Origin of the sequence: Actinomadura luteofluorescens, assembly GCF_013409365.1 — a bacterium.
GTDB lineage: Bacteria > Actinomycetota > Actinomycetes > Streptosporangiales > Streptosporangiaceae > Spirillospora > Spirillospora luteofluorescens.
The window spans coordinates 8,026,279-8,039,377 of sequence record NZ_JACCBA010000001.1; the positions used below are offsets into that span (position 1 = coordinate 8,026,279).

General features: G+C 72.9%; 16 protein-coding genes. 5 read left to right on the forward strand and 11 right to left on the reverse strand.

Annotated features, from left to right (window positions below):
* Positions 1-186: 186 nt before the first annotated feature.
* Positions 187-987 (forward strand): SAM-dependent methyltransferase, encoded by an 801-nt coding sequence (locus BJY14_RS36970; RefSeq protein ID WP_312879596.1) that lies wholly within the window; start codon positions 187-189, stop codon positions 985-987.
* Positions 988-1,051: 64 nt separating this feature from the next.
* Here the strand turns inward: BJY14_RS36970 and BJY14_RS36975 are convergent, their stop codons facing one another.
* The 6 genes from BJY14_RS36975 to BJY14_RS37000 are packed head-to-tail and all read right to left on the reverse strand — an operon-like array spanning position 1,052 to position 5,961.
* Positions 1,052-1,795: a copper homeostasis protein CutC gene (locus BJY14_RS36975; protein WP_179847849.1), complete on the reverse strand. Its 744-nt coding sequence runs from the start codon at positions 1,793-1,795 to the stop codon at positions 1,052-1,054.
* Positions 1,792-2,733, reverse strand: coding sequence for an asparaginase (locus BJY14_RS36980; protein WP_179847850.1), 942 nt, complete (start codon positions 2,731-2,733; stop codon positions 1,792-1,794). The genes BJY14_RS36975 and BJY14_RS36980 overlap by 4 nt, the downstream gene beginning before the upstream one ends.
* Before the next feature lie 8 nt (positions 2,734-2,741).
* Positions 2,742-3,584 carry an amino acid ABC transporter permease gene (locus BJY14_RS36985; protein WP_179847851.1) on the reverse strand — a complete coding sequence of 281 codons (843 nt, stop codon included), beginning with the start codon at positions 3,582-3,584 and terminating at the stop codon, positions 2,742-2,744.
* On the reverse strand, positions 3,581-4,225 hold the full coding sequence (locus tag BJY14_RS36990) for an amino acid ABC transporter permease (protein WP_179847852.1): 645 nt from the start codon (positions 4,223-4,225) through the stop codon (positions 3,581-3,583). Before BJY14_RS36990 ends, BJY14_RS36985 begins: the two co-directional genes overlap by 4 nt.
* A 19-nt stretch (positions 4,226-4,244) precedes the next feature.
* Positions 4,245-5,180, reverse strand: coding sequence for a glutamate ABC transporter substrate-binding protein (locus BJY14_RS36995; protein ID WP_179847853.1), 936 nt, complete (start codon positions 5,178-5,180; stop codon positions 4,245-4,247).
* Between the two features lie 52 nt (positions 5,181-5,232).
* Positions 5,233-5,961 (reverse strand): amino acid ABC transporter ATP-binding protein, encoded by a 729-nt coding sequence (locus BJY14_RS37000; RefSeq protein WP_179847854.1) that lies wholly within the window; start codon positions 5,959-5,961, stop codon positions 5,233-5,235.
* A gap of 116 nt (positions 5,962-6,077) precedes the next feature.
* Between BJY14_RS37000 and BJY14_RS37005 the strand changes: the two genes are divergently transcribed.
* Positions 6,078-7,235: an ROK family protein gene (locus BJY14_RS37005; protein ID WP_258943149.1), complete on the forward strand. Its 1,158-nt coding sequence runs from the start codon at positions 6,078-6,080 to the stop codon at positions 7,233-7,235.
* Between the two features lie 4 nt (positions 7,236-7,239).
* Here BJY14_RS37005 and BJY14_RS37010 read toward each other — a convergent pair whose 3' ends face one another.
* Entirely contained in the window at positions 7,240-7,602 is a 363-nt protein-coding gene (locus tag BJY14_RS37010; RefSeq protein ID WP_179847855.1) for an STAS domain-containing protein, read from the reverse strand.
* A 180-nt stretch (positions 7,603-7,782) separates the two neighbouring features.
* Here BJY14_RS37010 and BJY14_RS37015 point away from each other — a divergent pair, with 180 nt between their 5' ends.
* Together BJY14_RS37015 and BJY14_RS37020 are read left to right on the forward strand one after the other, a co-directional pair.
* Positions 7,783-8,466, forward strand: coding sequence for a carbon-nitrogen hydrolase family protein (locus BJY14_RS37015; protein ID WP_179847856.1), 684 nt, complete (start codon positions 7,783-7,785; stop codon positions 8,464-8,466).
* 72 nt (positions 8,467-8,538) lie between these two features.
* On the forward strand, positions 8,539-8,814 hold the full coding sequence (locus BJY14_RS37020; RefSeq protein ID WP_179847857.1) for a sulfurtransferase TusA family protein: 276 nt from the start codon (positions 8,539-8,541) through the stop codon (positions 8,812-8,814).
* 116 nt (positions 8,815-8,930) lie between these two features.
* On the opposite strand, the gene BJY14_RS37025 is transcribed toward BJY14_RS37020, so the two are convergent.
* A complete protein-coding gene (locus BJY14_RS37025) occupies positions 8,931-9,569 on the reverse strand; it encodes an FMN-binding negative transcriptional regulator (protein WP_179847858.1) in 639 nt (212 codons plus the stop codon).
* 52 nt (positions 9,570-9,621) lie between these two features.
* Here BJY14_RS37025 and ligD point away from each other — a divergent pair, with 52 nt between their 5' ends.
* A complete protein-coding gene (ligD, locus tag BJY14_RS37030; RefSeq protein ID WP_179847859.1) occupies positions 9,622-10,575 on the forward strand; it encodes a non-homologous end-joining DNA ligase in 954 nt (317 codons plus the stop codon).
* A 9-nt stretch (positions 10,576-10,584) separates the two neighbouring features.
* On the opposite strand, the gene BJY14_RS37035 is transcribed toward ligD, so the two are convergent.
* From BJY14_RS37035 to BJY14_RS37045, 3 genes are all read right to left on the reverse strand, one after another.
* Positions 10,585-11,814, reverse strand: coding sequence for a cytochrome P450 family protein (locus BJY14_RS37035; RefSeq protein ID WP_246396248.1), 1,230 nt, complete (start codon positions 11,812-11,814; stop codon positions 10,585-10,587).
* 187 nt (positions 11,815-12,001) lie between these two features.
* Positions 12,002-12,274: a DUF6295 family protein gene (locus tag BJY14_RS37040; RefSeq protein ID WP_179847860.1), complete on the reverse strand. Its 273-nt coding sequence runs from the start codon at positions 12,272-12,274 to the stop codon at positions 12,002-12,004.
* An 11-nt stretch (positions 12,275-12,285) separates the two neighbouring features.
* Positions 12,286-13,029 carry a dienelactone hydrolase family protein gene (locus tag BJY14_RS37045; protein WP_179847861.1) on the reverse strand — a complete coding sequence of 248 codons (744 nt, stop codon included), beginning with the start codon at positions 13,027-13,029 and terminating at the stop codon, positions 12,286-12,288.
* Positions 13,030-13,099: the final 70 nt, after the last annotated feature.

The following is a 13,099-nucleotide window of genomic DNA, read 5'->3' on the forward strand; positions in this document are numbered from 1 at the left end:
GCCGGGCCGTCCGGTACCGGTCGCAGACATCCATGCCCCGTCCGCAACTCACCGGCATCCGCGAAATCACAAGATCATGCAAAGAACCGTCCGGCCGCGGCGCGCTCATCGGGGGGGCGACCGGCGGGCGGGCGGCGCGTCGCGGCGCTAGGTTGGGCGGAAACCGAGGATCTTGGAGGTGCCGCGGTGGCGGAGGGACCGGAGATCGACACGAACGTTCCGCATTCGGCGCGGGTCTGGAACCACCTGCTCGGCGGGAAGGACAACTACGAGGTCGACCAGCGGGCCGCCGAGCAGTTCCGGGCCATGTTCCCGCAGATCGTCGACATCGCCCTCGCCGACCGCGCGTTCCTCGGCAGGTCCGTCCGCCACCTCGCGGGCGAGGCCGGCGTCCGGCAGTTCCTCGACATCGGCACCGGCCTGCCGACCATGGACAACACCCATGAGGTCGCGCAGCGCGCGGCGCCGGACGCGCGCATCGTCTACGTGGACAACGACCCCCTGGTGCTGACCCACGCGCGGGCCCTGCTCAGCAGCAGCCCCGAGGGCGCCTGCGACTACCTCCACGCCGACCTGCGCGAACCGGGCGACATCCTGGCGAAGGCCGCCGCGACGCTCGACTTCGGAAGGCCGGTGGCGATCATGCTGCTGGGCGTCGTGCACTTCGTCCACGACGACGGCGAGGCCCGCCGCGTCCTCGACGTGCTGCTGGACGCCGTGCCGTCCGGAAGCCACCTGGTGATGACGCACGCCACCCTGGACTTCGACGCGGGGGAGACCGCCCAGGCCGAGGCGCAGCAGGACTGGAACGAGAAGTCGGCCAATCCGATGGTCCCGCGCACGCGCGCGGCCGTCACCCGCTTCTTCGACGGCCTCGAACTCCTGGACCCCGGAGTCGTCTCCATGTCCAGGTGGCGTCCCGAGCACACTCCCTGGGGCGAGCCCGCCGAAGTGGCCGGTTACGCCGCCGTCGCCCGCAAGCCCTGACCCTTCCCGCGCGGGGAGGGCGGACGGCGCCCGCGGGTGTGGGCCGGGACTGTGAAAACACGGCTTAGCCGGCCGCGCGGATGACCGAGGCGATGCCGTCGGACGTCGTGACGAGGCGCTGGTACTCCGGCCTCCGCAGCTCCCCGCCCATGAACGGGTAGGGGTTGCGGTGCACGGCCGGGCTCGGCTCCTCGCTGAGCGCGGCGAAGTGGATCTCGGTGGCGCCGGTCGCCGCCACGACCCGCGCGACGTTGCGGTCGGTGACGCCGCCGCCGGGCATCACGATGACGCGGTCGCCCGCGTGCCGCACCAGCTCGGCGATCAGCGGCGCGCCCTCCAGCGCGCTCGCGTCCTGCCCTGACGTCAGGACGCGGGCCACGCCGAGGCCGGCGAGGGCGTCCAGCGTGCCGAACGGGTCGGCGGCCATGTCGAAGGCCCGGTGGAAGGTGACGGGCAGCCCGCCCGCCGCCGCCATGAGCCGCTCGACGACCGGGCGGTCGACCGTCCCCTCCGGGGTGAGCGCGCCGATCACCACGCCGTGCGCGCCCGCCTCCCGGACGAGCGCCACGTCGTGCTCCATCGCCGCGACCTCGTGCTCGTCGAAGATGAAGTCGCCGCCGCGCGGGCGGATGATGACGTGCACCCTGATCGACGACACGGCGGCGAGCGCGGCGCGGACCGTCCCCAGCGTCGGGGTGAGCCCCCCGTCGAACAGCGCCGCGCACAGCTCGACGCGCTGGGCGCCGGCCTTCTCGGCGGCGACGGCGCCCGCGACGCTGTCGATGCAGACCTCGTAGGTGAGGCTCACGAACGTCCTTCCGGGATGGTGCGGATCTCGCCCACCGGGCGCCCGCCGCCGAGAACGGGGACGGTGCCCAGCGGGTCGGCCGGGGTGGTGTCGGCGCCGAGCGCGGCGAGCGCGCGCAGCGCGATGGCGGTGGTGGCGCGGGGGCTGCCGTCGATGACCTTCACCGCGACGGCGCGGCCCTCGGCGGTGGCGGCGACGAGCACGCCCTCCGCGCCGCCCTTGACGACCGAGCCGGGCAGCGCCCGCATGAACTCGGTGTTGACGTGGCCCGTCCCGCCGACGTACTCGGGGTGGGCGCGCATGGCGTCCGCGACCGGGCGGGCGTCCCCGGCGAGGACGAGGGACCGCGCGGCCCGGGCCAGGCCGGTCAGGGTGAGGCCGAACAGCGGCGCGCCGCACCCGTCGATCGCGACGGGGGAGGGGTCCTCCCCGGCGCAGTCGGCCATCACCTGCCGCACCAGCTGCTGCAGGGGGTGCGACGGGTCGAGGTAGGTGTCGAGCGGCCAGCCGTTGGCGGCGCACGCGGCGAGCATGGCGGCGTGCTTGCCGGAGCAGTTCATCCGGACCCGCGACTCGCCCTCGCCCGCCCTGATCAGCGCGTTCCGCGTCGCCTCGTCCTCGGGCCAGGACGGCGGGCACCGCAGCGCGTCCGCGCCGAGTCCGGCGTCCGACAGGATCCCCTCGACGGTCTTGACGTGGAAGTCCTCGCCGGTGTGGCTGCCCGCCGCGATCGCGAGGCGCTCCCCGTCCAGCGGCGCGCCCGCCTTCAGGCAGGCGAGCGCCTGGAACGGCTTGGTCGTGGAGCGCGGCAGGACGGTCTCCCCGACGGCGCCCCGCGCGTGGGCGAGGGTGCCGTCCGGGGCGAGTCCGGCGACGCTGCCGTAGTGGCGGCTCTCGGGGAAGCCGTTGCGCACGACCTCCGCCAGTACTTCGTACATGTCGGTCCTCACGGTCGCGCCGCCGGGGCGGCCTCGCGGACGGCGCGGGACGGACGGGTCCGCTGCCGCGCCTCCAGCGTCCGCGCGAGCTTGGCCAGCGACGCGTTGATCACCAGGTAGATCAGCGCGATCACCAGGTAGGTCTGGATGAGCAGATGGTTGTAGTTCGCCAGCACCTTCCCGCTGTAGAGCAGTTCGGCGTAGCTGACGACGTACCCGAGCGAGGTGTCCTTCAGCAGCCCGGCGGACTGGCTGACCAGCGACGGCAGGACGCGCCGCGCCGCCTGCGGCAGCACGACCAGCCGCATCGCCCGCCCGCGGGTCAGGCCCAGCGCGAGCCCCGCCTCCAGCTGCCCGCGCTCCACCGACCGGATCCCGGCCCGGAAGATCTCGGCGAACGCGGCGGCGTTGGACACCGACAGCGGGACGACGAGCTTCCAGAACAGCGGGAGGTCGAGGCCGTACTTCGGCAGCGCGAACAGCACGATGTAGACCAGCAGCAGCGCCGGTACCGTCCGGACGATCTCGACGTAGGCCGCCGACGGGACGCGCAGCCACCGCGCCGGCGACAGCCGCCCGAGCGCGAGCGCGACGCCCGCCGCCGTGGCGAGGACGATCGACACGGCCGCGGCGTACAGCGTGGAGCGAAGGCCCTCCAGCAGGTACCCCCACATCGGCCACGTCCCGTACGGGCGCCACCGGTCGGCGCCGAGCTGGCCGTTCTCGCCGAACTGGCGCAGCGCGAGCGCGACCAGGACGGCGCCGCCGAGCAGCGTCAGCGCGGTGGCGATCCGGATGCGGCGCCGGGCGCGGGGGCCCGGCTCGTCGAACAGCAGGCGCGAGGAGCTCATCGCAGGATCGCCAGCTTCCGTTCCAGGCCGCCGGTCACCAGGCCGAAGACCGCCGACAGCGCCATGTACGCCAGGCCCGCCGTCACGAAGATCCAGATCGGCTGCGCCTCGGCGAGGTTGACCCGGTTCGCGGCGGCGGTCAGCTCGACCACGCCGACCGCGGCGGCCAGCGCCGTGTTCATCAGCGTCATGATCGCGATGTTGCCGAGCGGCTGGACGACCGTCCGCAGCGCCTGCGGGAGGACGACCAGCCGCAGCGACTGGACGAACGTCAGCCCGAGCGCGCGGGCGGCCTCGCCCTGCCCGGCCGGCACCGCGTTGATCCCGGAGCGGATCGCCTCGGCCGTGTACGCCCCCTGGTAGAGGGCGATCACGATGACCGAGGTGGTGAACAGCCCGGCGATCACCCCGATCTCGGGGAGCCCGAACACGGCGATGACGAGCCACACCAGCAGCGGGATGTTCTGCAGGACCTCGACGTAGGCCATCCCGGCGGCGCGCAGCACGCGCACCGGGCTGACCCGCATCGCGGCGACGGCGATCCCCGTCGCGAGGGCTCCGGCGAGGGCCAGCAGCGTCAGCTCGACGGTGAGCAGGAGGCCGTCGCCGAACTCCCCGAGGTGGTCGGTGATGACGTTCATGACAGGGCGGGGCCTCCGCTCACTCCGAGCCCGGGGCCGAGCCGATCGCGGGCGGCTGCGGCGCCTCGCCCTGCACGACCGTCCCGATCGAGTTCTTCCAGACCTTCGCCCACAGGCCCGACTGCTGGATCTGCTTGAGCCAGTCGTTGACGAACTGCTTCATCTGCGCGTCGCCGTGCTTGAGGCCGATGCCGTACGGGTCGCTGGTGAACGGCTTGCCCTGGATCTGGATGGAGGGGTCCTGCTTGGCGGTCGCCAGCAGCACGGCCTCGTCCTGGACGTAGGCGTCGCCGCGCCCCTGCTTGAGCGCCTGCACGCACTCGGGGTCGCTGCCGAACGTGACGATCTTCGCGCCCGGGGCGGCCTTCTTGATGGCCGGGATCGCCGGGGTGTTGGCGCCCGCGATGACGGTCTTGCCCTTCAGGTCGGCGGGGGCCTTGATCCCGGTCTCGTCCTTCTTGGTGGCGATGACCAGGCCGGAGCTGTAGTACGGCCCGGCGAACGCGACCTGCTTGGCACGTTCCGGAGTGATGCTGTAGGTCTGGAACACCACGTCCACGGTGCCGTTGGACAGCAGCGCCTCGCGGGTCTCCGACGCCGAGTTGACGATCTTCACGTTGGGCTTGCCGATGATGTACTTGGCGAGCAGCCGGCCGAAGTCGGCGTCCAGCCCCTCGACCTTCTTCGTCGCCGGGTTCTGCTGGGACAGCAGCGGCGCGTCCAGCGAGCCGCCCACGACGAGCTCGCCGCGCTGCTTGATCTTCTCCATGGTGGAGCCGGCGGGCAGGTTCGCGGCGACCGGGGCCGAGGCCGCCAGGTCGTCGCCGCTGCCGCCGCCGGAGCCGGGCACCGCGGAGTCGGAGTCGCCGCCGGAGCAGGCCGCCAGGCCCGTCAGCGACAGCGCGGCCACCGCGGCCACCGCCGCCCGCCGCATCCCCGCAGGGGTACGCACCATGATCATCAACCTTTCTCGGGTGGCGCGCCATGGGCGGCGCGCCGGGGTCGCACTAGTGGCTGAGGACCTTGGCCAGGAAGTCCCGGGCCCGGTCGCTGGCGGGGGAGTCGAAGAAGGCGGCCGGCGCGCCGGTCTCGACGACCTCGCCGTCCGCCATGAACACGACGCGGTCGGCGACCCGGCGGGCGAACCCCATCTCGTGGGTGACGACCACCATCGTCATGCCGTCGCGGGCGAGGCCCGTCATCACCTCGAGGACCTCGCCGACCATCTCGGGGTCGAGCGCCGAGGTCGGCTCGTCGAACAGCATCGCCTTCGGCCGCATCGCGAGCGCGCGGGCGATCGCGGCGCGCTGCTGCTGGCCGCCCGACAGCTGCGCGGGCAGCTTGCCGGCCTGCTCGCCGATGCCGACCCGGTCGAGCAGCTCGCGCGCGGTCCGCTCGGCCTCGGCGCGCGAGACGCCGCGCACCCGGGTGGGCGCGAGCGTCAGGTTCTCCAGGACGGTCTTGTGCTGGAACAGGTTGAACGACTGGAACGCCATGCCGACGTCCGCGCGGAGGCGGGCGAGGGCGCGGCCCTCCTCGGGCAGCTCCTCGCCGTCGATGCGGACGACGCCGGAGTCCGGCGTCTCCAGCCGGTTCAGGCACCGGCACAGCGTCGACTTGCCCGACCCGGACGGGCCGACCACCACGACGACCTCGCCGCGGGCCACGTCCAGGTCCACGTCGCGCAGGGCCGTGTGATCGCCGAAGCGCTTGTACAGGCCGCGAACCTCGATCATTCGGTCACCTTCGTTCCAACTTCCTTCGAAATCGAAGTCAAAGAGGACGATAGAGCGTCAAATCGACGTAAGTCAACGCGTTGCCGTACCAAGTTCGCGCATGCTATCTATCTGGGGTGCGTAACAGCAGAGACGACGGACCGGCGGCACTCGTGCGGCTGGTGGCGACCGGCCAGGCGGAGTCGCGGGCCGAACTCGCCCGGCTCTCCGGCCTCGCCGCCTCCAGCGTCTCGCTGCGGGTCGAGCAGCTCATCGAGGCCGGCCTGTTCGCAGAGGAAGGCGCCGGGGCCTCGCGCGGGGGCCGGCGGCCCCGCCGCCTTCGGCTCGCCCGCGAGGCGGGCGTGCACCTGGTCGCCGACCTCGGCGCGCACCACGCCCGCCTCGCGGTCGCCGACCTCGCGGGGACGCCCCTCGCACTGTCCGACCTCGCGTGCGACATCGCCGTCGGGCCCGAGGAGACGCTGGCGGCGGTCCTGCGCAGCCTGCACGCCCTCGCCGGCGACCACGGCCTGCGCGACGTCCCCGTCCGCGGCGTCGGGATCGGGCTTCCCGGTCCGGTCGACCCGGCGACGGGCCAGGTCGTCTCGCCCTCGCGCATGCCCGGCTGGAACGACTTCCCCGTCCGCGACTACGCGGCCGGCCTCGCCGGCGTCCCGGCCCTGGTCGAGAACGACGCCAACCTCATGGCCGTCGGCGAGCACCGCGCGTCATGGCCGGCGCTCGACAACGTGATGGTCATCAAGCTCGGCAGCGGCATCGGCTGCGGCGTCATCGTGGACGGGCGGCTGCACCGGGGGCGCGGCGCGGCGGGCGACATCAGCCACGTCCGGATCCTGTCCGAGGCCACCGTCGACTGCTCCTGCGGCCACCCCGACTGCCTGGAGGCCCACGCCAGCGGCGCCGCCCTCGCCGCGTCCCTGGCCGCCCAGGGCATCGAGGCCGACAACCCGTCCCGGATCGTCGACCTCGTCACCGACGGCGTCCCCCAGGCGACCAGCGCGGTGCGCACGGCCGGGCGCCTGATCGGCGACGTGCTGACCGCGCTCGTGAACTTCTTCAACCCCGACGCGCTCGTCATCGGCGGCAGCCTGTCCAACGCCGAGCCGCTGGTCGCGACGATCCGGGGGGTCATCTACGAGCGCTGCCTGCCGCTCGCCACCCGCAACCTGGAGATCGCCACCTCCCGCGCGGGCCGCGACGCCAGCATCCTCGGCGCCGGCCACCTGCTCCTCGGCGCCGCGGACGAGTGGATCGACCGCGCTCTGGAGCGCTGAGGGGCTACGCCCCCGCCGACGCCGACAGCGCCTCGCGGGCCGTCGCCACGTCCGGCGCGATCGCGACGCGGCGCTGGAGCCCCGCCACCTCCGACACCCGGCGGACGATCCCGCGCGGCGGCAGCACCACCCACATGGGCACGCCCAGTTCGGTCGCCCGCATCTGCGACCGCGTGATGACGTTCAGGCCGTTGGAGTCGCAGAACGTGCAGCCGGTCAGGTCGAGGATCAGTGCGGGCGTCCCGGCGTCCAGAAGCCGGACGGCCTGGGCGAGGACGGCCTCGCCGTTGCTGAGGTCGACCTCGTCCGGGAACGTCAGCGTCCCGCAGGTCTCCGTGCGCTCCACGCGCCCCACTCCGAGATCCATGACTCGCCCCAAAGCCGATTTCCTCACCTGGATGACAACGGGGGGTACTTCACTGCGACTGTAAGCTCCAAAGCTGGACGAAACCTGAAAGAAAGAGTCAAGTCTAGGACCTCCCTCACCCATATCGCCGACGATCCCGTTCACTAGCGATTGATCCTGTTTTGTCGAGTTGGAGGACGCGTGCCGGAGCCGCTCACCCTCGCCGGCGTCCAGCCGCCCTCCACGTCCCACGACGTGGCGGCGAACGTGGCGGAGCACGTCCTGACCATTCATGCCGCCCACTCCAGGGTGGTCCTCTTTCCCGAGCTCTCCCTGACCGGATACGAACTTGACGCTCAGGACGTCGTCCCGGATGACCCCCGCCTGGAACCTTTGATCGAAGCGTGCGCGTCCTCGAACACCGTCGCCCTCGTGGGCGCCCCGGTCGGCGGGAGCATCGCGATGCTCCGGGTGGACTCCACCGGCATCACGGTCGCCTACCGCAAGATGTGGCTGGGCCACATCGAGGCGGACCATTTCGAACCGGGCGAGAAGCCCGCCGTCATCACCGTCGACGGCCGCCGCCTCGGCCTCGCCATCTGCAAGGACACGGGCGTCCGGCGCCACGCGGCCGACACCGCCGCGCTCGGCCTCGACGCCTACCTCGGCGGCGTGTGCGAGGACGACGCGGACGTCCTCGCGAACCGGTCCCGCCGCATCGCCGCCGAGCACGGCGTCTGGGTGGCGTTCGCCAGTTTCGCGGGCATGACGGGCGGCGGCTACGAGCCGGCCGCCGGAGGCTCCAGCATCCGCACCCCGGCGGGCCTCGTCGCCGCCCAGGCGGGCCCGGAACCCGGCGGCATCGCCCGGGCGGTCCTGGTCTGACTACCGCCCTTGTCGCCCCAAAGCCCTATATTTCCCCCTACGCCTGCACGTCGCGCGGACCCGGGGGTGGGAATGAGCTCGGACCCAGTCGTCATCGACGGCGGCGACCGTTCCTGCGTGCGCCTCCTGCTCGAACTGCGCGGCCACATCGCCGGCCTGGCGCCCGGGACCGTCGTCCACCTCATCGCCGCCGACCCGGCGGCCCCCATCGACCTGCCCGCCTGGTGCCACCTGACCGGCCACCACTACCTGGGCCCCGTGGACGGCGCGCCCACTCCCACCTACGCGCTCCGGGTGGCGGCCGACGCCCGCCCGACCTCCCCGGAATCTCCCTGGCGCCCCCGCTGACCTCCGCGGCGCCTCCCCAAGCCCCGGCCGGCGGGCGGCCTCAGCACAGCGGACAGCGGCCGGCCCGGGCTCTCTGATTCCTGCCCCGGTCGTCGACGGAAACGCTCCAAGAGTTCTCAGCCCTCGCCTTCCGCGCGCCGCGCCGCGGTCCGGACGGCGTCCGCCATGGTCGCGTCGCCCTGGGCCCGGTAGCCCGCGATGACGCCCGCGATGTCGGCCTCGGGGCGGTTCTGGCTCATCTTCGCCTTGGCCTCGACGCGGGTGACGCGCAGCTCCAGGCCCACGATCGCGCGCAGCTGACCGGCGACGAACGCGGGCGGGGCGTCGTCGACCGCCCAGGACGGGTCGCGGCCCCGCTCGTGGCGTTCGGTCAGGCGGCGGACCATCGACTCCACCCATGCCGGGTCGTCGTGCACGACGAGGCGGCCGTAGACGTGGGCGGTGAGGTAGTTCCACGTCGGCACCACGCGCCCGTGCTCGGCCTTGGACGCGTACCAGGACGGCGACACGTACGCGTCCGGCCCGTGGACGATGAGCAGCGACTCCCCGGACGCGGGCTCGCGCCACTGGTCGTTGTTGCGCGCCACGTGCGCCAGCACCGCGCCGTGCTCGCCGACCGACGGGTCATACAGGACGGGCAGGTACGTCGCGGTCAGCCCCCGCGGGGAGACGGTGACGAGGTCGGCCGCCCCGCACCCGGCCAGCAGCTCCCTGACCTCGGCGTCGTCCGCCGAGAAATGCGCCGGTACGTACATGGACGCGACGCTACTCCACGGCGATGTCGGGGCCGCGTGCGAAGCTGGTGGGGTGAGCGCCGATGAAGAGCGTGACGGGGTTCGGCTGACGAACCTCGACCAGCCCCTGTTCGAGGGGGCGGACGCGACGAAACGCGACCTGGTCGACTACCTGGACGCCGTCGCCGGCTGCCTGGTCCCGCAGATCGAGGGCCGGCCGCTGTCGGTCAAGCGCGTGCTGCGCGGCCAGAAGCCGTTCATGCAGAAGAACACGCCGAAGTACACCCCGTCCTGGGTGCGGACGGTGGCGGTCTGGGCGGCGACGTCGCAGCGGGAGGTGTCCTACGCGCTGTGCGACGACCGCCGCACGCTGCTGTGGTTCGCGAACCAGCGCGCCGTCGAGTACCACCCGCCGCTCGTGCGCGCCGAGACGTGGGACAGGCCCACCCACCTGGTCATCGACATCGACCCGCCCGGCGAGGACGCGTTCGGCGACGCGGTCGCCGCCGCCCACCTCGTGCGCCGCGCGATGGACGACTCGGGCCTGCGGGGCGCCGTCAAGACCAGCGGCGCCAAGGGCGTCCACGTGTTCGTCCCCCTGGACGGCGCCACGCGCGTCGAGGACGTCGCCGCCGCGACGCGCGCCCTGGCCGTCCGCGCCGAGCGGCTCGACCCCGACCTGGTCACGACGGCGTTCATCCGCGAGGACCGCGGCGGCAAGGTGTTCCTCGACTCGACCCGCGCGGGCGGCGCGACCGTCGTCGCCGCCTACAGCCCGCGGATCCGTCCGGGCACGCCCGTCTCGTTCCCCGTGGCCTGGGACGACCTCGACCGCGTGGCGCCCTCCGACTTCACCATCCGCACGGCCGCCGCGGCGCTCGCGGGGCGCGACGTCTGGACCGGCCTCATGCCGGAGCCGCAGGCGGTCCCCGCCGACCTGGTCGAGCAGGGCCACACGATCCCGATCGCCCGGGTCCAGGCGATGCACGAGGGCAAGCGCCGGGCCCGGGCGCGCCGCGACGGCTAGCGGAGCCGCTCAGGAACCGAGCACCACGGGCAGCGTCCGGTGGCCGTTGGAGATGAACGACTCGACCGGCCTCAGGTCGGCGGGGTCGACGGCGAGCGCCATGTCGGGGAAGCGGGCGAAGAGCGCCGGCAGCGCGATCTCCGCTTCCAGCCGCGCGAGGTGGGAGCCGACGCAGTAGTGCACGCCGTGCCCGAACGAGATGTGCTCCTTGTTCGCGCGCCTGAGGTCGAACAGGTCGGCGTCGTCGCCGTGCAGGGCGAGGTCGCGCCCCGCGGCGGCGTAGGCGGCGAGGATCGCCTCGCCCTTGCCGATCGTCACGCCGTCGACGTCGATGTCCTCCACGGCGTAGCGCAGCGGCAGGTTCGCGACCGGCGCCTGCCACCGCAGCGACTCCTCGATGACCTCCGTCCACGGCACCTCGCCGGACCGGACGAGCGCGTACTGCTCCGGGTGCGTCAGCAGCGCCGTGATCGCCTGGTCGAGCAGGTTCACCGTCGTCTCGTGCCCGGCGGAGATCATCAGGATCAGCGTGTCGACCAGCTCCTGCTCGCTCAGCCGCGAGCCGTCCTCGTCGCGGGAGGAGATCAGCACGCCGGCCAGGTCGTCGGCGGGCTCGCGCCGCCGGAACGCGACGAACTCCTGGAGGATCCCGTACATCTCGGTCTGGTTGGCGAAGGCCTCCTCGGCGGTCAGCGCCGTGTTGAAGACGCCGTCCACGCAGCGGCGCAGCGCGGGCCGGGTCTCGTCGGGGACGCCGAACAGCCGGCAGATCACCTCGATGGGCAGCGGGTAGGCGAACGCCTCGCGCAGGTCGGCGCGGCCGCCGGGGGAGGCGGCCAGGCCGTCCAGGAGCGACCGGGTGATCTCCTCGACGTCCGGCCGCAGCGCCTCGGTGCGGCGCGGGGTGAACGCCCGCGAGATGATGGTGCGGAGCCGCCGGTGGTCGTCGCCGTAGGCGGTGAACATGTTCCGCACCGAGACCCACAGGCTCAGCGGCCAGTCCTCCGCGATCTCACCGTTGATCCATTTCGTCCAGTGCAGGTTCGGATTCTTGGACACCCGCGGGTCGGCCAGCAGTCGTTTCAGCTGCTCCTGGCCGGTCACCGCCCAGGCGACGACGCCTCCGGGCAGTTCCACGGGGGTCACCGGCCCCCGCGACCGCAGCTTCGCGGCCTCTCCCTGGACGTCGCTGCCGGCCGGGTCGATGACGAGCGGGATCTCCATTGAGGTCCTCTCCAAGCGGGATATGGAACATGTCCGTAACGACATGCATGCGATGAGCGACGGGTGCCAACGTAAGGGGTCGTGGCGCCTTACCGCCAATTCACCTGGAAATGGACGCGTCCCGCTCGTTTCGGCCTTTCCTTAAACCGCTGTACGGAAATCCTCAGGCCGGGACTCGGGGAGGAGCCGGGCCCGATCCGGTTCAGCCGGCGGCCGAGGCGAGGCCGGGCGGGGCGGCGGCGAGGGCCCGCTGGATGGCCTCGACGAGCGCCAGCGCCGACTCCTCGGTCAGCTCGACCGCGACGCGCGCGGACGGCCCTTCCCCGGCGTTGGTGAAGTCGATGTTCACGGTGTGCTCGTGGCAGGCGTGGTACGGGTGGTCGACGTAGACCGCGCCGCCGGTCAGCGTGAACCAGCCGTTCGCGCCCTTGGCCGCGCCGTCCAGCTCCATCTTCACCGTCTGGTAGGTGCACATGGGGTCTCCTCTCAGGCGCCGAGGTGGCGGCCGAGGAAGGCGAAGATCTTCTCCCAGCCGTCCTTGGCCGCGGCGGGACGGAACGCGGGCCGCTCGACGGCGAAGAACGCGTGCCCCGCGCCGGGGTAGCTGTGGAACTCGTGCTCCTTGCCGAGCCTGGTCAGCTCGGCGTCCAGCGCGGCGACCTCGTCGGGCGCGGGGAAGCGGTCCTCCTCGCCGAACAGGCCGAGCAGCGGGCACGACAGGCCGGGCGCCTTGGACAGGATCGACCGGGCGGAGGTCGGGTAGTCCTCGGGCGGATCGCTGACGACGAAGGCGCCGTAGCAGTCGACGGCCGCGTCGAGGTCCAGCTCGCAGGCCGCCAGGAACGCGTGCCGCCCTCCCGAGCAGTGCCCGATCACCCCGATCCGGCCGCTGGCGTGGTCGAGCGAGTTCAGATGCGCGGCGGCACCGGCGACGTCGCCGACGAGCTGCTCGTCCGGGACACCGCCCTTGGCGCGGGCCGCGGCCGCCTGGTCGTCCGGACTGACGCCCGCGCCCTCGCGCGAGTACAGGTTCGGGGCGATCGCGGCGTACCCGTGCGCCGCGAACGTCCGGACGAACTCCTTGGTGCCGGGGTCGTAGCCGGGCATGTGGTGGATCACCACGACGCCGCCGCGCGGGGCGTCGCTTAGCGGCCGCGCCAGGTAGGCCTCCAGCTCGTCCTCGCCGTGCCCGGTGATGGAGACCGTGCCGGCCCACATCGCGTCGCTCATGCTCGAAGCTCCGTTCCTCAGCGGGGTCCGCGCGCACGCCGTGCTCTCACCGGCGTGCGGACCGTGACAG

Bases quoted from the DNA above. Each gene is read 5' to 3' on its own strand.
- BJY14_RS37040 (WP_179847860.1), bottom strand. From the start codon at position 12,274: ATGTGCACCTACCAGACGGTGAAGATGGAGCTGGACGGCGCGGCCAAG.
- BJY14_RS36995 (WP_179847853.1), bottom strand. From the start codon at position 5,180: ATGGTGCGTACCCCTGCGGGGATGCGGCGGGCGGCGGTGGCCGCGGTG.
- BJY14_RS36985 (WP_179847851.1), bottom strand. From the start codon at position 3,584: ATGAGCTCCTCGCGCCTGCTGTTCGACGAGCCGGGCCCCCGCGCCCGG.
- BJY14_RS37025 (WP_179847858.1), bottom strand. From the start codon at position 9,569: ATGTACGTACCGGCGCATTTCTCGGCGGACGACGCCGAGGTCAGGGAG.
- BJY14_RS37010 (WP_179847855.1), bottom strand. From the start codon at position 7,602: ATGGATCTCGGAGTGGGGCGCGTGGAGCGCACGGAGACCTGCGGGACG.
- BJY14_RS37020 (WP_179847857.1), top strand. From the start codon at position 8,539: ATGAGCTCGGACCCAGTCGTCATCGACGGCGGCGACCGTTCCTGCGTG.
- BJY14_RS36980 (WP_179847850.1), bottom strand. From the start codon at position 2,733: ATGTACGAAGTACTGGCGGAGGTCGTGCGCAACGGCTTCCCCGAGAGC.
- BJY14_RS37000 (WP_179847854.1), bottom strand. From the start codon at position 5,961: ATGATCGAGGTTCGCGGCCTGTACAAGCGCTTCGGCGATCACACGGCC.
- BJY14_RS37045 (WP_179847861.1), bottom strand. From the start codon at position 13,029: ATGAGCGACGCGATGTGGGCCGGCACGGTCTCCATCACCGGGCACGGC.
- BJY14_RS36990 (WP_179847852.1), bottom strand. From the start codon at position 4,225: ATGAACGTCATCACCGACCACCTCGGGGAGTTCGGCGACGGCCTCCTG.